The following is an 18272-nucleotide window of genomic DNA, read 5'->3' as shown; positions in this document are numbered from 1 at the left end:
CAGACCGGACGGGAGGCCCGTGGCGGCCCCGCCACGGGCCTCCCGTCCGACACGAGACACGACCAGGGCGAGGCGCACGTCACGACCCAGCAGAACGCGGTGTCGGCGTCCTAGACTCGGGCCCGTGCGTTACGCGAACTCCGTGGTCGACCTCGTCGGTGACACCCCGCTCGTCAAGCTCAACCGGGTCACCGAGGGGGTGCGCGCGACCGTCCTGGTGAAGGTGGAGTACCTCAACCCCGGCGGGTCGTCGAAGGACCGCATCGCCACGCGCATCATCGATGCTGCCGAGGCCTCTGGTGACCTCCGGCCAGGCGGGACGATCGTCGAACCCACGTCGGGCAACACCGGGGTCGGGCTGGCCCTCGTCGCCCAGCAGCGCGGTTACCGGTGCGTGTTCGTGCTGCCGGACAAGGTCGGCGAGGACAAGCGCAACGTCCTGACGGCGTACGGCGCCGAGATCGTCGTCACGCCGACCGCGGTGCCGCCCGAGCACCCGGAGTCGTACTACTCGGTGTCCGACCGGCTCGTCCGCGAGATCCCCGGCGCCTACAAGCCGAACCAGTACGCGAACCCGAACGGCCCCCGCAGCCACTACGAGACCACCGGTCCGGAGATCTGGCGCGACACCGAGCAGCAGATCACCCACTTCGTCGCGGGCGTCGGGACGGGTGGCACCATCTCGGGCACCGGGCGCTTCCTGAAGGAGGCGTCCGACGGTCGTGTCCGCATCGTGGGGGCCGACCCCGAGGGCTCGGTCTACTCCGGCGGCACCGGCCGGCCGTACCTGGTCGAGGGTGTGGGCGAGGACTTCTGGCCGACCGCGTACGACCCCGAGGTGCCGGACGAGATCATCGCGGTGTCGGACGCCGACTCGTTCGCGATGACCCGCCGCCTGGCGCGGGAAGAGGGCCTGCTCGTGGGCGGGTCCAGCGGGATGGCGGTCGTCGCAGCGCTGCGGGCCGCCCGCGACCTGACCGAGGACGACGTCGTCGTGGTGCTGCTGCCCGACGGCGGTCGCGGCTACCTCGGCAAGATCTTCAACGACCGGTGGATGCGCTCGTACGGCTTCGCCGAGACCGACGAGGCCCGCACCGTCGGGTCGCTCATCGCCGGCAAGGACGGCCGTCTGCCCGACCTGGTGCACGCGCACCCGGCGGACACCGTGCGCGAGGTCGTCGACATCATGACCAAGTACGGGGTGTCCCAGATGCCCGTGCTCAGCGCGGAACCGCCGGTCGTCATCGGCGAGGTCATCGGGGCCGTCGCCGAGAAGGACCTGCTCGAACAGGTCTTCACCGGTGCCGCGAAGATGACGGACGCCCTGACCGGCTTCGTGGGCGAGCCGCTCCCGTTGATCGGCGTGGGCGAGTCCGTGTCCGCAGCGCGCCGGGCCCTCGAGTCGGTGGACGCCCTGCTCGTCGTCGAGGACGGCAAGCCGGTCACGGTCCTGACCCGCCACGATCTCCTGACCTACCTCTCCGAGTAAGGAACGCAGCCAGCATGACCGAGTTCAGCACCCGCGCCGTCCACGCCGGCCAGGAGCCCGACGGCCCCACCGGCGCGGTCATCCCGCCGATCCACCTGACGTCCACCTACGTGCAGGACGGCATCGGTGGGATGCGGAACGGCTACGAGTACTCCCGCGCCGGCAACCCGACGCGCGACTCCCTGCAGACGCTGCTCGCCGACCTGGACGGCGGCGTGGCCGCGTACTCGTTCGCGTCCGGTCTCGCAGCCGAGGACGCCCTGCTCCGGGCGGCGCTCCGCCCCGGGGCCCGCGTCGTGATGGGGAACGACGTCTACGGCGGGACCCACCGTCTGGTCAGCCGACTGCACGTGCCGTGGGGCGTCGAGCTCGTCGTCGTCGACATGAGCGAGCTCGACCAGGTCCGGGCCGCGCTGCAGGGCGCTCCCGAGGACACCGTGCTCTGGGTCGAGACGCCGACCAACCCGCTCATGAAGATCGCCGACATCGCCGGACTCGCGACCCTCGGGCACGAGGCCGGTGCACTCGTCGTCGTGGACAACACCTTCGCGTCGCCGTACCTGCAGCAGCCCTTGTCGCTCGGGGCCGACGTCGTCGTGTACTCGACGACGAAGTACCTGGGTGGCCACTCCGACGTCGTCGGTGGGGCCGTCGTGCTCGCCGACCAGGAGCTCGCGGCGAAGGTGCAGTTCCTGCAGTTCGGCGCCGGTGCGATCTCGTCGCCGTTCGACGCCTTCCTGACCACCCGCGGCATCAAGACCCTGGCGGTCCGGATGGAGCGGCACTCCGCGAACGCGCAGGCCGTCGCCGAGGCGCTCGTCGCCGCGCCGGGCATCGAGCGCGTCTACTACCCGGGGCTCACCGACCACCCGGGGCACGACGTCGCGGCCCGCCAGATGCGCGGGTTCGGCGGGATGCTGTCCGTCGCACTGTCCGGCGGACCGGACGCGGCCCGCCGCTTCGCGGAGTCCACGGAGCTGTTCGCGCTGGCCGAGTCGCTCGGGGGTGTGGAGTCGCTCATCGGGTACCCGAGCGAGATGACCCACGCCTCGGTGAAGGGCACGGAGCTCGCGGTGCCCGAGAACGTGGTGCGGCTGTCCGTCGGCATCGAGGACGCGGGCGACCTGATCGCGGATCTGCAGCAGGCGCTGACGCGCTGAGGCGGACCTGCAGCAGGCGCTGACGCGCATCGCGCGTGGTCCGCGCCCCGCGACGTCGGCGGTGTCGCCCCTCGCCCCTACGATGAGCGGGTGAGCACCACGGCGACGAGGACGGGCCTGCTGAGCGGCCGGTACGCCCTCGCGACGATCGGCATGGTCGCCATCGTGGGCGTCGCGGCGTTCCAGAACCTGGCGATGACGACGATCATGCCGGTGATCAGTCGCGACCTGGACGGCGAGGCCCTGTACGCCCTGGCCTTCGCGGCACCGCTCGCGGCCGGGGTGCCCGGCATGGTGCTCGCTGGCAACTGGACGGACCGCGCCGGCGGCCGGATCGTCGCCTGGGTCTCCGCGCTGCTGTTCGCCGTCGGGACCGCCGTGGTCATGCTCGCGCCGACGATGGAGGTCTTCCTGGTCGGTCGACTGGTCGAGGGCTTCGGCGCCGGCGCGATCGACGTCGTGCTGTACGTGCTCGTGGCCCGGATCTTCCCCGCCGAGCTGCACGGACCGGTGTTCGCCGGGTTCGCGGCCGCCTGGGTGGTCCCGGCGCTCATCGGCCCGGCGATCGCCGGCATCGTCACCGACACGTGGAACTGGCACTGGGTCTTCGCGGGGGCGCTCGTGATCGCCGTCGGAGCGTTCACCGTGCTCGTGCCGACGCTCGGACGGCTGCAGGCACCGGCGGTCGAGCTGCGGCCACCGTGGCAGCGGATCCGGATCGGGTGGTCGGTCGCCGCGGCCGTGTCGATCCTGCTGCTCAACGTCGCGCCGGACCTGACCCCGTGGGGGATGGTGGCCGCGGTCGTGGTCGGCCTGGTCGGCTCGTGGTTCGCACTGAGGCCGCTGCTGCCGGCGGGCACCTTCCGCGCCGCCGCCGGACTGCCCTCGGTGGTGCTGCTGCGCGGGCTCGTGGCGGCGTCGTTCTTCGGCAGCGAGGCGTACGTGCCGTTCCTGCTGCAGGCGAAGCACGGCCTGTCCGCATCGGCAGCGGGGCTCGCGCTGACCGTCGCCGCGCTCAGCTGGGCGGCCTCGAGCTGGGCGCACGGTCGGCTGGGGGAGCAGCGCCTGACCGCTCGTCGGACCTTCGGGGTCGGCCTCGTGCTCGTCCTGGTGAGCCTGCTGGCGGCCTTCGCGGTGGCGACGCTCGACCTGCCGTGGCTGGTGCTCGTCGCCGGCTGGTTCGTCGGCGGCGCGGGCATGGGGGCCATCTACCCGCGGACGTCGATGCTCACGCTGCGGTTCTCGGGTGAAGGCGACGACGGGTTCGCGAGCTCGGCGCTCACCATCGCCGACGCCGCGGGCAGCGTCATCGGCCTGGCCGTCACCGGGCTGCTGTTCACCGCGACCGGCGGCGCCGAGGGCACGGTGTCCTTCCCCCTGGTCTTCGCGGCGATGATCTGCTTCGCCGCACTGGCGATCGCCGCGGTCCGGCGGCTCGGACCCGTCCCCGCGCCGGTGTCGTCGGCGTCGCCGGACCCCGCAGCCGGGTAGCGTGGCAGACCGGACCGAAGAGGAGACCCCGTGGTGCGCATCGTCGCTGCAGCCGTCGTCCTGACGGCCGCCCTCGCGTTGGCCGGCTGCCAGGGCACGACGTCCGCTGCGCCCACGCCGGTGCAGAGCACGGACCTGACCAGCTCCGACGGCGGGTTCGACAAGCAGGCCGTGATCGGCGTCGTGCTGGTCCACGACGACACGGCCCTGGGCGAAGACCTGCGCACCGGCCTGTCCGACGCCGGCTTCCGTCCCGACGTCCGGGTCGCACCCGCGTCGGGTGCGGCGGCGTCCCAGCGGACCGCGGTCGCCCAGCTCGTCCGCAAGGGCGCCAAGGCCCTGCTCGTGCACGCGGCTCGGCCGTCTGCGCTCACCGGGGTGATCCAGACCGCGCACGACGCCGGTGTCGTGGTGGTGTCCCTTGGCGATCCGCTGCCGGCGAGCGGTACGGGGGGCGACGGCGTGTCCGCCGACTACCGGGTGCCAGCAAGTGCCGACGACGCGGACCTGTCGGCCACCGCCGTCGAGGTGGTGCGGTCGTTGCAGCGCGGCGAGAAGCCGGAGACCGAGCCGAGCGACGGCGACACGACCGACGCCGAGTGAGCCGAGCCGATCAGCGCGGCGTCGAGCTGCAGCTCAGCTCCACCAGGCCGGGAACGACAGCGTGATCGTCTCGACCAGCGCCTTCCGCGACCGTCGGGGCCCGGCGAGCCAGGCCTCGATCGCCCCGACGAAGCCCTGCGCGACGTAGCCGGCGGCCACGTCGTCGAGGAGTTCCGGGCGGCGGGCGGCGTCGAGTTCGCGGATGTGCAGGGCGCTCGACTCGGTGAAGTGGCCCACGAGCAGCCGGTGCAGTGACGCGTCGTTCGGGTCCGGCAGTGCCTTGGCGTAGATGTCGCGGTGGGTGGTCACGTGCTCGACGACCGCGTTGATGCCCCGCCGCGTGATGGTCGCGAGCTCGGCTGCGTCGGCCCCGCGGGCGGCTGCGGCCCGTCGGTCGTCGGCGTCGTCCTGCCGGATGCGGTCGAGCTCCGGCGTCAGCACGTCGGCGAGCAGCGATCCGGGGGAGACCGCGTGCGAGTAGAACGTCGCGCGGTTGATGCCGGCGGCACGGGTGACGTCCGCGACGGTGATCTCGGAGACGGGGCGGTCGGCCGCCAGTCGCAGGATCGCTTCGCGCAGGGCGGCGGTCGTGTGCAGGATCCGGGCATCCACCATGACGCCCACCCCCTTCTGATCCGGTTCACCCGGAGGCCCCCGAGCAGTCCGACGGTACCGCATGGCGCGGGATCGGCACGCGGACGGCGGGTGGCAACACGCGGGCAATCCGTGCCGACGGCGTCGGGAGTGTTCCGTCGGCCCGTAGGATGGTTCCGCGGACGAATCGATTCGATCGACGCCGCGATCACCTCCCCGCCCCTCACCGCCGAAGGACTCCTGCTCGTGACCGCGCCCGCCACCACCGGTTCGCTCCGGGTCGTCCTGCACCCCGGAGACTCCCTCTCCCGTGGGCAGCGACTCGTCTACGTCTTCGTCCTGGGTGCCCTGACGGCGCTCGGGCCGTTCACGATCGACCTGTACCTGCCGGCGTTCCCGGCCATCAAGGAACAGTTCGGCGTCACCGACGGCGCCGTGCAGCTGACGCTCACGGCGACGACGCTCGGGTTCGCGTTCGGGCAGCTGCTCGTCGGTCCGTGGAGCGACAAGGTCGGCCGCCGGCTGCCGCTCATCATCGCGACGACGGTGCACATCGCCGCGTCGATCGGTGCGGCGACCGCTCCCGACATCGAGCTCCTCGCGGTGTTCCGCGTGCTCCAGGGCATGGGTGCGGCCGCCGGCGGTGTCGTCGCGATGGCCACCGTCCGCGACCTGTTCGGCGGCAAGCCGCTCGTCCGGATGCTGTCCCGCCTGGCGATGGTGAACGGGCTGGCGCCGATCCTCGCGCCGCTCATCGGCTCGCAGATGCTCCAGTTCACCAGCTGGCGCGGCATCTTCGTCTTCCTCGCCTGCTACGGCCTGGCCGTGGTGATCGCGTCGATCCTGCTCATCGTCGAGACCCTGCCGCCGGCCCGTCGCCGCGAGGCCGGGCACTCCACGATCGGTCAGCGGTACAAGGCGCTGTTCTCCGACCGGATCTTCGTGGGGGTCGCGCTCATCGGGGCGATGGTGTTCAGCGGGTTGTTCTCGTACCTCAGCTCGTCGCCGTTCCTGTTCCAGGGTGTCTACGGACTCGACGCCCAGCAGTACGGGCTGCTCTTCGCGGTGAACTCGGTGGGCGTCGTCCTCGGCGTGCAGATCTCAGCGCGGTTGGCGCAGCGCGTCGGGCCGCAGTGGATCCTGGCGTGCTCGACGGCGACCCTGTTCCTGGCGTCGATCGCGATCATCGTGCTCGACCAGCTCGGTGCGGGGCTCGTGGGCGTGCTCGTGCCCCTGTGGTTCTTCATCGCGGCGTGCGGGTTCTCGTTCCCCCTCGTCCAGGTCATCGGCCTGGCCGCGCACGGCAAGGAGGCCGGCACTGCGGCGTCGCTGCTCGGCGCCCTGAACTTCGGCGTCGCCGGCCTGATCTCGCCGATCGTGGGTTGGCTCGGCATCACGACCGCGACCCCGATGGCGATCGTGATGGCCTCGACGTCGGTGATGGCCATCCTGATCCTGTGGTTCGTGGTGCGGCCCCGGACGGTCCCCGAGCTCACGCACTGACGGGTTCTCCACAGCTGCCCGGAACAGCCGGACAGCGGCCCCCGCGCGTCCATAGGCTGTGCCCATGAGCGACGCGGTGGAGCAGGCACGGGCAGCGGCCGAGGCCGCCAAGCAGGCAGCGGACGAGGCACGCCGGCTGGCCGACGAAGCCGTGCAGCGGGCCGAGGAGCTCGCGGCCGCGCTCGCGGCACGAACATCAGCACTCACGCCGGACGCCGAACCGGCGGTCGCCGAGTCCCCGGCACCCTCCGGACAGGAGGCCCGGCTCGCCCCCGACGCGGAGCCCGCCTCCGCCACCCCACCGGCTCCGGAGCCCGCCCCGGCTGCCGGCACCGTGCCTCCCGTCAGCGGCGGAGCGGGCCCGCTGGGACCGGACGCCGTCGCCGCGATCCGCACCGGCTACACCGTCGAGGGGCAGGCGCTCGAACTCGGCGCCCTGGTGAACGGCGAGGCGCAGCCGGACGTCCAGGTCCGGATCCCGCTCGGCATGCTGAACCGGCACGGGCTGGTCGCCGGCGCGACCGGCACCGGCAAGACCCGCACGCTGCAGGTCCTGGCCGAACAGATCGCGGCGAACGGCGTGCCGGTCTTCGCGGCCGACATCAAGGGCGACCTGTCGGGGCTCGCGGTGGTCGGGCAGGGGAACGAGAAGCTGCTCGCGCGCACCGCGGGGATCGGCCAGCAGTGGCAGGGCGTCGCGAGCCAGGCGGAGCTCTTCTCGCTCGGTGGTCAGGGCACGGGCGTACCGATCCGCGCGACGGTGTCCGGGTTCGGGCCGTTGCTGCTGTCGAAGGTGCTCGGGCTGAACGACACCCAGGAATCGTCGCTCGGACTGGTGTTCCACTACGCCGAGCAGGCCGGGTTGCCGCTCGTCGACCTGGCCGACCTGCGGAGCGTGCTGACGTTCCTGTCGGGCGACCAGGGCAAGGGCGAACTCGCCGAGCTCGGTGGTCTGTCGAAGCAGACCGCCGGGGTCATCCTGCGCGAGCTCATCACGTTCGCCGACAAGGGTGCCGACCAGTTCTTCGGCGAGCCCGAGATCGACACGCAGGTGTTCCTACGCACGGCGGCGGACGGCCGGGGGATCGTCAGCCTGCTCGAGGTCCCGGGCGTGCAGGACCAGCCCGAGGTCTTCTCGACGTTCCTGATGTGGTTGCTGGCCGACCTGTTCAACGAACTGCCAGAGGTGGGCGACCAGGACAAGCCGAAGCTGGTGTTCTTCTTCGACGAGGCGCACCTGCTGTTCAGCGGGGCATCGAAGGACTTCACGGACCAGATCGTGCGGACCGTGCGGTTGATCCGGTCGAAGGGCGTCGGGATCTTCTTCGTGACCCAGACCCCGAAGGACGTGCCGAACGACGTCCTGGCGCAGCTCGGGTCGCGCATCCAGCACCAGCTGCGGGCGCACACCCCCGACGACGCGAAGGCGCTCCGGGCGACGGTGTCGACCTACCCGTCGAGCGACTACGACCTGGGTGAGGTGCTGACCTCGCTGGCGACCGGCGAGGCGATCGTCACCGTCATGAACGAGAAGGGTGCGCCGACGCCGGTCGCGTGGACCCGGTTGCGCGCGCCGCAGGGGTCGATGGACCCGATGCCCGCTGCCGAGATGCAGTCGCGGGTGCAGGCATCGCCGTTGCTCGCGACGTACGGCACGCGGGTGGATCCGGACTCGGCGCACGAGATGCTCGCGCGCCGGATGGAGGCAGCCGCTGCCGAGGCCGCTGCGACGGACGCGCAGAAGGACGCAGCGCTCGCGGCGGCCGAGGCCGAGAAGGAAGCGGCGCGTGTTGCGGCGACCGCGGCCAAGGAGGCCGCGGCGCAGGCCAAGCAGGAGGAACGCGAGCGGGCTGCTGCGCAGAAGGAGTACGAGCGGACGCAGCGCGAGTTCGAGAAGGCCGAGCGGGCTGCGGCGTCGTGGCGTTCGGGCCGGTCGGGGCGGAGCACGCGGACGACGACCTCACGGAAGGCGGACGACCCGCTGTCGGACCTGCTCGGTTCACGGCTCGGCGGCACGATCGCGAAGGAGGTCGTGCAAGGGATCTTCTCGACGCTGCGCCGACGTCGGTGACGTCCAGCAGCTCCGAGCGTCAGCGACCGAGCAGGCCGGTGAACTCGACGACGAGCAGACCCAGGACGACGAGTGCTGCCACGCCGCCGACGAACAGGTAGGCCGGCCGCTGTTCGTACCAGGCGCGGCTCGACGGGTAGCGCTTCGCGAAGACCCGGGCCGAGACCGGACGTGCCTCTTCCGTCACCTGGACGCCCAGGGCGTCGACGACCTGGGCGAGCCCGTCGTCGCCCCACACGTCGGCACGGATGCGGAACAGGTGCGCGCCCGTCGCGTCGAACGCCACGAGCTCGCGCATGGTGCGGTCGACCGAGCTGCCGTAGGTGGTGGCGAGCACCAGGCTGTGCACGCGGTCACGGGGGATCCGGCGGTGCGCGGTGACCACGCCCCGGATCGTCAGGCCGTCGGGGTCGATGCCGATGTACGCCGTGCTCAGTCGGACGAAGACGACGCCGACGAGGACCGCCAGCGCGACGACCACGGTCGCGACCATCGCCCACGTCCGGAACGGGAACGACACCCAGACCAGGGCGACGGCGAGCGGTACGGCCGAGAACACGATGCTCAGCGCGGTCGAGCGGACCAGGGAACGGCGGGGGCGGAGGACGACGTCGTACACGGTGGCGCGCAGGTGTGGCGTCGCTGGCACCGTCATTTCCCCCATGCGCGTCTCCTGAACCCTCGGGTCTCCCGGGCACGCCGAATCGGCCGCCCTGCGAGCGACGCCCCTGCCGCTCGATGCACCGCGGTCGACTCGTCCCGGAGTCGTCCGCTCCGGCAAGCATAGGTGAACGACGGGGACCGGGGACAGCCCGTTCCACCCCGGATCGGCGTTTGACGGCCAGTCCTTGGCGGACAGGGGACAGGTGAGTCCGCCGCGTGGGGGACCGGCGACGAGGAACGCCGCGAACGAAGAAAGCCCCGCACCGGAGTGCGGGGCTTGCTCGGCGGAGAACGGGGGATTCGAACCCCGCAGTTGGGTGCTGCGCGCGCACCCAACTGCTGCTGGCGGAGAATGGGGGATTCGAACCCCCGAGGGCTTGCACCCAACACGCTTTCCAAGCGTGCGCCATAGGCCACTAGGCGAATTCTCCTTGCGCTGTCTCGCGACGGCGACACCCAATGGTACAGGTTCTGCCGGGTGCTCACGACCGTGTGTCGTCGAGGGCGGTGCTCCCAGTTGTCGTGACATGTCCGACGACTACCCTGGGGCGCGTGTCGACCCGCATCTACATCACGTCAGCAGAAGGGCACACGGGCAAGAGCACCGTCGCCCTCGGTGTCCTCGAGACCCTCGCGCGCTCCGTCGGCCGCGTCGGCGTGTTCCGCCCCGTCGCCCGCTCGGTCGCCGAACCCGACTACGTGCTCGAACTGCTGCTGCAGCACACCGCGGTCGGGATCTCGTACGACGACGCCGTGGGGGTCACCTACGACGACGTCCACGCGGATCCGGACGCAGCGCTCGGCACCATCGTGAACCGCTTCGCCCAGGTGGAGCGGCAGTGCGACGCGGTGGTCGTGCTCGGGTCCGACTACACCGACGTCGGCAGCCCCACCGAGCTGTCGTTCAACGCGAAGGTCGCCGCGAACCTCGGCGCCCCGGTGCTCCTCGTCCTCGGCGGTCGTGACGCAGCCGAGCGCGGTGCCCGCACGCCCGAGGGGATGGCGCAGGTCGCGGACGTCACGACGAGCGAGCTGCGGGCGGCGCACGCGCAGCTGTTCGGTGTCGTCGTGAACCGCGCCGACCCGGAGGCCCTCGCCGCCATCGTGGCGAGTGTCGAGCAGGCCGTGCACGACGACCACCCGGACGTGCCGGTGTGGGCGATCCCGGAGGACCGCGTCCTCGTCGCCCCGACCGTCCGTGCGCTGCTGCAGGCGACCGACGCGACCCTGGTGCGCGGGGACGACGCCCTGCTCGACCGCGAGGCACTCGGCACCGTCGTCGCCGGCATGAGCATGGAGAACGTCCTGCCCCGCCTGATCGAGGGCGGCATCGTCGTGGTCCCGGGTGACCGCAGCGATGTGCTCATCGCGACCCTGCTGGCGAACCAGTCGGACACGTTCCCGAGCCTGGCCGGCGTCATCCTGAACGGCGGGTTCGAGACCGCACCGCAGATCTCCCGGCTGCTCGAGGGCCTGTCGAGCTCACTGCCGATCGCGCAGAACGACCTGGGCACGTACGACACCGCCCTCCGCATCACGCAGACCCGCGGGCGCCTGGCGGCGGACTCGCCCCGCAAGGCCGACCTCGCGCTCGCCCTGTTCGAGCAGCACGTCGACGCCGAGTCCCTGCGCGACCGTCTGCAGCTCACGCCGTCCGGCGTCGTCACGCCGCTCATGTTCGAGCACGGCCTGCTCGACCGGGCACGGGGGTACGGCAAGCACATCGTGCTGCCCGAGGGCGAGGACGACCGCATCCTCCGCGCGGCGTCGACGCTGCTCGCCCGCCAGGTCTGCGAGCTGACGATCCTCGGTGTCCCCGCCGCGATCCGCTCCCGCGCGACCGAGCTCGGACTCGACCTCGAAGCCGCCCAGCTCGTGTCGCCGTTCGACCCCGAGCTCCGCGAACGCTTCGCCGAGGAGTACACCCGCCTCCGGGCGCACAAGGGCATGTCGATCGAGCTCGCGCGCGACACCGTGACCGACGTCTCGTACTTCGGCACGATGATGGTGCAGCTCGGGCTCGCCGACGGCATGGTCTCCGGTGCGAAGCACACCACGGCGCACACCATCCGGCCGTCCTTCGAGATCATCAAGACCCGTCCCGACACCTCGATCGTGTCGAGCGTGTTCCTGATGGCGCTCGCCGACCGCGTCCTGGTCTACGGCGACTGCGCGGTGATCCCGGACCCGACGAGCGAGCAGCTCGCCGACATCGCGATCTCGTCGGCCGAGACGGCGACCCAGTTCGGCATCGACCCGCGCGTCGCGATGCTCAGCTACTCGACCGGCGACAGCGGCACCGGCGCCGACGTCGACAAGGTCCGCGCCGGTACCGCGTTCGTCCGCGAACGCCGTCCCGACCTGCTCGTCGAGGGCCCGATCCAGTACGACGCCGCTGCCGACCCGACGGTCGCGAGCACGAAGATGCCGGACTCACCGGTGGCCGGCAAGGCGACCGTCTTCATCTTCCCGGACCTCAACACGGGCAACAACACCTACAAGGCCGTGCAGCGCTCCGCCGGCGCGGTCGCCATCGGGCCGGTCCTGCAGGGACTGCGCAAGCCGATCAACGACCTGTCCCGCGGCGCTCTCGTCAGCGACATCGTGAACACCGTCGCGATCACCGCGATCCAGGCCGGCACCGCGTCCGACGCGGCCTGACCTGCGCGACGCACACCGCGCCTCCCGTCCGGCCGACCAGGCCATGAGCAGAAAGCGACACCACCCGTGACCGCAGCCCTCGTCGTGAACTCCGGATCGAGTTCGTTCAAGTACCAGCTCATCGAATTCGAGGGGGAGCGCACGCTCGCCTCCGGGCTCGTGGAGCGCATCGGCGAGTCGGCCGGCGCGTGGAAGCACACCAACGCGCTGACCGGGGAGTCGTCGTCGAACGACGCCGCGTCCGTGCCGGACCACGCCGCCGGGTTCCAGGCGATGATCGACGCGTTCGCCAAGGTCGGCCCGTCGTTCGACGAGCACCCGCCGGCCGTCGTCGGCCACCGCGTCGTGCACGGCGGCACCACCTTCGACCGCGCGACGGTGGTGACGGACGACGTCGAACGACAGATCGAGGCACTGAACAGCCTCGCGCCGCTGCACAACCCGGCGAACCTCGAGGGGATCCGGGCCGCGAAGCAGGTGTTCTCCGACGTCCCGCACGTCGCCGTGTTCGACACCGCGTTCCACCAGACCATGCCGACGCACGCGTACACCTACGCGATCCCCGCCGACCTGGCCGCGAAGTACTCCATCCGCCGCTACGGCATGCACGGTACGAGCCACAAGTACGTGTCCGAGCAGGCCGCCGTCTTCCTCGACCGCCCGCTGTCCGAGCTGAAGACCATCGTGCTGCACCTGGGAAACGGTGCCTCGGCCGCAGCGATCGACGGCGGGAAGTCGATCGAGACGTCGATGGGCCTCACGCCGCTCGAGGGCCTCGTCATGGGCACCCGTTCCGGCGACCTCGACCCCGCCGTCCTGCTGCACCTGCACCGCGAGGCCGGGCTGTCCTTCGACGAGCTCGACACCATGCTCAACAAGCAGTCCGGGCTGCTCGGCCTGACCGGCAACGGCGACATGCGCGACGTCCAGGACGCCGCCCTCAACGGCGACGAGGTCGCCGAGGCGGCGCTCGCCGTGTACCGCCACCGCATCCGTCGCTACGTCGGCGCGTACACCGCGCAGCTCGGCGGGCTCGACGCGGTGGTCTTCACCGCCGGCGTCGGCGAGAACAACGCGCTGCTGCGCCGGCGCGTGCTCGCCGGGCTCGAGCACCTGGGCATCGAGATCGACGCGGACCGCAACGAGCTCGGATCCCGGGAGGCCCGGCTCATCTCCTCGGACACGTCACGTGTCGCGGTGCTCGTGATCCCGACGAACGAGGAACTCGAGATCGCCCGGCAGTCGGCTGCGGTCGCGCTCTGACGCGCTGCGCGCTGTCCTGCTTTGGTGCGGGGTTGCGGACAAGGTGCGAGGTCGCGGTGCGGGCACGGTGTACGGAACCTCGCACGGGGAGCGAGGAGGCTCGCACGGTGCGAGGGGCGCTGTGCGGGGTGCTGTGCGGGGCGCGGGTCAGGACAGGGCGTCGAGGGCCGCGGGGATCGGCGTGTTGCCGCTCGTGACCTCGAACTGGACCCCGACCGCCGAATCGTCGAGCAGCGCGTGCAGCACGACCGTGGCGACGTCGGCACGGGGGATCGAGCCACGCGGGACGGTGCGCCCGACGTCGACCGTCCCCTGCGGTGGGGTGTCGAGCAGGCCACCCGGACGCACGATCGTCCACCGCAGCCGTCGGGCGCGCAGGTTCGCGTCGGCCTCGGCCTTCGCCCGGAGGTAGACCTGGAACACGGCGGCGTCGTCCTTCGCGGGGACCACCGCGGCCTCCGGGTCGTAGGTGTCCGCCGCCATCGCCGACACCATCACGTACCGGTCGATGCCGGCGCGCTCCGCGGCATCCGCGAGCAGGATCGCGCCGTCCCGGTCGACGGTGAGCTTGCGCTCCGCACCGCTGTTCGGCCCGGCGCCGGCGGCGAACACCACGGCGTCGACCCCCCGGAGGCGCAGTGCCAGGTCGTCGTCGCCGAGCTGTTCGAGGTCCGCGACGATCGCCGCGGCGCCCTGCTGCTCCACGTCGGCGACGTGTGCGGGGTTGCGGACGATCGCGACGGCGTCGTGTCCGGCGTCGGTGATCTGGCGGGCGAGGAGCAGTGCGATCTGGCCGTGTCCTCCGGCGATGGCGATCTTCATGTGTCAATCCTGCCCGGTCGCATCCGGTAGAGTTGTCGGCGGCTCCTCACGTGACGCCATCCAGGTGAACTCCCCCAGGGCGGAAACGCAGCAAGGGTAGCCGGGCTCTGGCGGGTGCGTGGGGAGTCTTTTCTGTCTCCGCAGGGGGAGCCGGGCTGTGTCCGTCTCCTGCGCGGGTGCGTGGGGCGTCTTCCTCTGCCTGCTGGGCTCTCCCGCCTTGCCCAAGGGTGCCCGCCGCTGCAGCCGCGGCTGAGCCCGAGCAGCGTCCCGCACCGCGCCTCCTGTCCGACCCCGTGTCGGCCGGGAGGCGCGGTGCCGTCCGTGCGCTCGGCCCAGCCCGCGCAGGCGGTCCGGTCCAGTGCCCGTGGACCTGTGGAGGGGCACGCGGGTGTCGGTCGTCCCGGCTACCCTGGTCGCGTGGTCACCGCCCTGTATCGCCGTTACCGGCCCGAGAACTTCGCCGAGCTCATCGGGCAGTCGCAGGTCACCGACCCGCTCCGCACGGCGCTCCGCACCAACCGCGTCAACCACGCCTACCTGTTCAGTGGCCCGCGCGGCTGCGGCAAGACGACCTCGGCCCGCATCCTGGCGCGGTGCCTCAACTGTGCCGAGGGGCCGACCGACACCCCGTGCGGCGTCTGCCCGAGCTGTGTCGAGCTCGCCCGCGACGGCAGCGGTTCGCTCGACGTCATCGAGATCGACGCCGCGAGCCACAACGGTGTCGACGACGCGCGAGACCTCCGTGACCGCGCCGTGTTCGCCCCCGCGCGCGACCGCTACAAGATCTTCATCCTCGACGAAGCGCACATGGTCACCCCGCAGGGGTTCAACGCGCTGCTCAAGCTGGTCGAAGAACCGCCGGAGCACGTCAAGTTCATCTTCGCGACGACCGAGCCGGAGAAGGTCATCGGCACCATCCGGTCGCGCACCCACCACTACCCGTTCCGGCTCGTGCCGCCCGCCGTCATGCTCGAGTACATCGAGCAGCTCTGCACGCAGGAGTCCGTGACGGTCGCACCCGGCGTCCTGCCCCTGGTCGTGCGCGCCGGCGGCGGTTCCGTCCGCGACACCCTGTCCCTGCTCGACCAGCTCATCGCCGGCAGCGAAGACGGCGCGATCGCCTACGAACGCGCGGTCGCCCTGCTCGGCTACACCGACGCCGCGCTGCTCGACGACGTCGTGGACGCCCTCGCCGTGGCCGACCCGGCCTCCGCCTTCGCTGCGATCGATCGGGTCGTGCAGACCGGTCAGGACCCGCGTCGGTTCGTCGAGGACCTGCTCGAGCGGCTGCGCGACCTGATCGTCGTCGCGGCGACGAACGAGAGCGCCGCAGCGGTCCTGCGCGGTGTCTCGCCGGACGAGCTCGACACCATGACCCGCCAGGCCGGCGTCTTCGGTGCCACCGGGCTGTCCCGTGGCGCGGACATCGCGAACAAGGCGCTGACGGACATGACCGGAGCGACCTCGCCCCGGCTGCACCTCGAGCTCATGACGGCGCGCATGCTCGTGCCCGAGGCCGACGACACCCAGCGCGGTGCCCTCGCCCGGGTCGAGCGGCTCGAGCGCCGCGTCGGTGTCGGGGACGCCGGCGGACACCAGGCACCGTCCGGCGCGGTCGCGGCGCAGGGGGCGACCCAGCCGGCCGCCACCAGCACGGCGGCCGCACCGGCCCCGTCGTCGGCTGCGGCACCGCGTCGGCAGGAGCCCGCCGCGCAGCAGGTCCCCGCCGCCCAGCAGGCCCCGGCGGCGCAGCAGGCTCCCGCCGCGGCGCCGGCGAACCCGGCTCCGGCGGCGCAGTCCGACGCCGGCAGTGCGGCACGTGATGCCGCAGCCTCCTGGGCCGCAGCCGTCCCGAGCGCTCCCGAGCCCGCTGCTCCGACCACCCCGACCACCCCGACCACCGAACCGGTCAGCGCCTCGTCACCCGTCAGTGCTTCGTCACCCGTCAGTGCTTCGTCCACGGGCCAGGGCACGACGATCGGTGACGAGCCGGCGGTCCGGACCGTCGGCGCCGTGGGCTTCCAGCAGATGCGCGACGCCTGGCCGCAGATCGTCGAGCACGTGCAGCACGCCAAGCGGTCGGCGTGGTCGGTGGTCGTCACCGCACAGGTGACCGCGCTGCGCGACGACGTCCTGACCCTGACCTTCCCGAGCCAGCAGGACGTCGCCTCGTTCAAGGAGATGTCCGACCCCTCGGCCAGTGTGAGCGAACTGCTCCGCGCCGCGATCATGGACGTCATCGGGCTCCGCGTGAAGTTCGTCGCCCGTGGTCCCGGGGGCCCGGGGCAACAGCGCACCCCGGCTCCCACGCAGCAGCCGTCCGCCCCGGCCGGCCGTCCGGCGCCGGCGGGCCAGCCCGCTGCACAGCCGCAGCCGCAGCCATCGGCGGCGCCGCAGTCCGCCGCGCCCGCTCCGACGTCGGCCCCGGCCTCCGAGGCTGCTGCAGCCACCGGGGCCGCTCCGGTCGCCGCTGCCGAGGCCGCCGCCTCCGCAGCGCCCGCCACGACGGCGGCACCCGAAGCCGCGGCATCGGCGCCAGAGTCCGTTCCCGCCGCCACCGAGACGGAGCCCCGTCCGGCGCAGGCACCCGCCCCGGCATCGGCATCGGCACCCGCTCCCGGGCAGGCACCGGCTGCCGAGCAGGCGCCGGCTCCCGCTGCTGCGTCGGCACCCGCTCCGAAGCAGGCACCCGCTCCTGCGCAGGCGCCCGCACCGTCCGGCGCCCCTGTCACCGACTGGGCGGTCGCGACGATCCCCGCCAGCGACCCCACCGCCGACGCCGTGCCCGAGTCCGTCGAACCCGGCTGGGCGGCACCCTTCGGCACCGCTCCGGCCGCCGCGCCCGTCGCCCCGGCCGAGTCCGTCGACCCGCAGCAGCCCCGGTCCGAGGCTCCCGCGCAACCCGCCGGTGCCACCGCACCGCAGGGGGTGCAGCCGACCGACGGCGGACCGCAGGCGTCGTCGTCGACGGTCGCCGCGCCTCCCGGAGGACCCGTCGTACCGGGCGTGCCCGTCGACGACTACCCGCTGGACGACGAACCGTACGACGACGGCGCGCCGTTCCCGGACCCCGGTCACGGCCGATCCGCCGCAGCGCCCGCGCAGGCGCCGGCCGCCCCGCGCGCGCAGACCGCTCCGCCGGCCGCGCCGCGGACCGCACCACCGGCACGTCGTGCGCCGGTCGCCGGTCGCTACGGCGAGGCCGTCGTGCGTGAGATCCTCAACGCCCAGTTCATCGAGGAGACCGCTCTCCACCAGGACGGTGCCTGATGTACGACGGGATCGTCCAGGACCTCATCGACGAGTTCGGTCGCCTGCCGGGCATCGGCCCGAAGTCGGCGCAGCGCATCGCGTTCCACATCCTGCAGACCGAGTCGTTCGACCCGTCGCGGCTGTCCGAGCTGCTGGCGGACGTCAAGGAGCGCGTGCGCTTCTGCGAGATCTGCGGCAACGTCACCGAGAACGTCCAGTGCAGCATCTGCCGCGACCCGCGCCGCTCGCCGGCCACGATCTGCGTGGTGGAAGAGGCGAAGGACGTCGCGGCGATCGAGCGCACCCGTGAGTTCCGCGGGCTCTACCACGTGCTCGGTGGCGCGATCAGCCCGATCGACGGCATCGGCCCGGACGACCTGCGGATCCAGCAGCTCATGACGCGCCTGGCCGACGGCACGGTCGAAGAGGTCATCATCGCGACCGACCCCAACCTCGAGGGCGAGGCGACGGCGACCTACCTGAGCCGGCTGCTCGTCCCGATGGGCATCCGGACGACCCGGCTGGCCTCGGGCCTGCCGGTCGGCGGCGACCTCGAGTACGCCGACGAGGTCACGCTCGGCCGTGCGTTCGAGGGCCGTCGCGTCGTCGGCGGCTGAGCCCCACGCAGGATCGTTGCGTGTGGGGCGGCTCGCACGCAACATCCTCGAAACACCGACTACCATTGTGAGACCGCGTGACC

Annotated in this window: 13 protein-coding genes, 1 tRNA gene and 1 other RNA gene; 11 read left to right on the top strand and 4 right to left on the bottom strand. The window is 72.2% G+C overall.

The window, feature by feature from the left end:
• The first annotated feature begins 124 nt into the window (after positions 1-124).
• The 4 genes from DEJ14_RS12715 (at position 125) to DEJ14_RS12700 (ending at position 4743) form a co-directional block, all read left to right on the top strand.
• Positions 125-1489 carry a cystathionine beta-synthase gene (locus DEJ14_RS12715; protein WP_111084242.1) on the top strand — a complete coding sequence of 455 codons (1365 nt, stop codon included), beginning with the start codon at positions 125-127 and terminating at the stop codon, positions 1487-1489.
• Positions 1490-1503: 14 nt separating this feature from the next.
• Entirely contained in the window at positions 1504-2649 is a 1146-nt protein-coding gene (locus DEJ14_RS12710) for a cystathionine gamma-synthase (protein WP_111084241.1), read from the top strand.
• 90 nt (positions 2650-2739) lie between these two features.
• The gene (locus DEJ14_RS12705; protein ID WP_111084240.1) at positions 2740-4140 is read left to right on the top strand and encodes an MFS transporter; all 1401 of its coding nucleotides are present in this window, start codon (positions 2740-2742) and stop codon (positions 4138-4140) included.
• A gap of 30 nt (positions 4141-4170) precedes the next feature.
• Positions 4171-4743: a substrate-binding domain-containing protein gene (locus DEJ14_RS12700; RefSeq protein WP_111084239.1), complete on the top strand. Its 573-nt coding sequence runs from the start codon at positions 4171-4173 to the stop codon at positions 4741-4743.
• Between the two features lie 33 nt (positions 4744-4776).
• On the opposite strand, the gene DEJ14_RS12695 is transcribed toward DEJ14_RS12700, so the two are convergent.
• Entirely contained in the window at positions 4777-5358 is a 582-nt protein-coding gene (locus tag DEJ14_RS12695; RefSeq protein WP_181437420.1) for a TetR/AcrR family transcriptional regulator, read from the bottom strand.
• Between the two features lie 225 nt (positions 5359-5583).
• Here DEJ14_RS12695 and DEJ14_RS12690 point away from each other — a divergent pair, with 225 nt between their 5' ends.
• Complete coding sequence (locus DEJ14_RS12690) at positions 5584-6840, top strand: multidrug effflux MFS transporter (protein WP_111084464.1); 1257 nt, start codon at positions 5584-5586, stop codon at positions 6838-6840.
• Between the two features lie 64 nt (positions 6841-6904).
• On the top strand, positions 6905-8911 hold the full coding sequence (locus DEJ14_RS12685; RefSeq protein ID WP_111084237.1) for a helicase HerA-like domain-containing protein: 2007 nt from the start codon (positions 6905-6907) through the stop codon (positions 8909-8911).
• A gap of 19 nt (positions 8912-8930) precedes the next feature.
• On the opposite strand, the gene DEJ14_RS12680 is transcribed toward DEJ14_RS12685, so the two are convergent.
• Positions 8931-9575, bottom strand: coding sequence for a hypothetical protein (locus tag DEJ14_RS12680; RefSeq protein ID WP_146249684.1), 645 nt, complete (start codon positions 9573-9575; stop codon positions 8931-8933).
• A gap of 342 nt (positions 9576-9917) precedes the next feature.
• A tRNA-Ser gene (locus DEJ14_RS12675) sits at positions 9918-10005 on the bottom strand.
• 121 nt (positions 10006-10126) lie between these two features.
• On the opposite strand from DEJ14_RS12675, the gene pta reads away from it, so the two are divergent.
• Together pta and DEJ14_RS12665 are read left to right on the top strand one after the other, a co-directional pair.
• Positions 10127-12235, top strand: a complete 2109-nt coding sequence (gene pta / locus DEJ14_RS12670; protein WP_111084235.1) for a phosphate acetyltransferase — start codon at positions 10127-10129, stop codon at positions 12233-12235.
• Between the two features lie 66 nt (positions 12236-12301).
• Positions 12302-13498 (top strand): acetate/propionate family kinase, encoded by a 1197-nt coding sequence (locus DEJ14_RS12665; protein ID WP_111084234.1) that lies wholly within the window; start codon positions 12302-12304, stop codon positions 13496-13498.
• A 147-nt stretch (positions 13499-13645) separates the two neighbouring features.
• Here the strand turns inward: DEJ14_RS12665 and DEJ14_RS12660 are convergent, their stop codons facing one another.
• On the bottom strand, positions 13646-14320 hold the full coding sequence (locus tag DEJ14_RS12660; RefSeq protein ID WP_111084233.1) for an SDR family oxidoreductase: 675 nt from the start codon (positions 14318-14320) through the stop codon (positions 13646-13648).
• 37 nt (positions 14321-14357) lie between these two features.
• On the opposite strand from DEJ14_RS12660, the gene ffs reads away from it, so the two are divergent.
• The 3 genes from ffs (at position 14358) to recR (ending at position 18189) form a co-directional block, all read left to right on the top strand.
• Positions 14358-14454: signal recognition particle sRNA small type (ffs, locus tag DEJ14_RS12655), an RNA gene on the top strand.
• A gap of 283 nt (positions 14455-14737) precedes the next feature.
• On the top strand, positions 14738-17590 hold the full coding sequence (locus tag DEJ14_RS12650) for a DNA polymerase III subunit gamma and tau (RefSeq protein ID WP_111084232.1): 2853 nt from the start codon (positions 14738-14740) through the stop codon (positions 17588-17590).
• Entirely contained in the window at positions 17590-18189 is a 600-nt protein-coding gene (gene recR / locus DEJ14_RS12645; protein ID WP_111084231.1) for a recombination mediator RecR, read from the top strand. The genes DEJ14_RS12650 and recR overlap by 1 nt, the downstream gene beginning before the upstream one ends.
• The last annotated feature ends 83 nt before the right edge of the window (positions 18190-18272 follow it).

The sequence above is a fragment of the Curtobacterium sp. MCJR17_020 genome (assembly GCF_003234365.2).
Classification (GTDB): domain Bacteria; phylum Actinomycetota; class Actinomycetes; order Actinomycetales; family Microbacteriaceae; genus Curtobacterium.
Note: the sequence above shows the minus strand (reverse complement) of the source record. Positions and strands in the feature narration are given on the sequence as shown.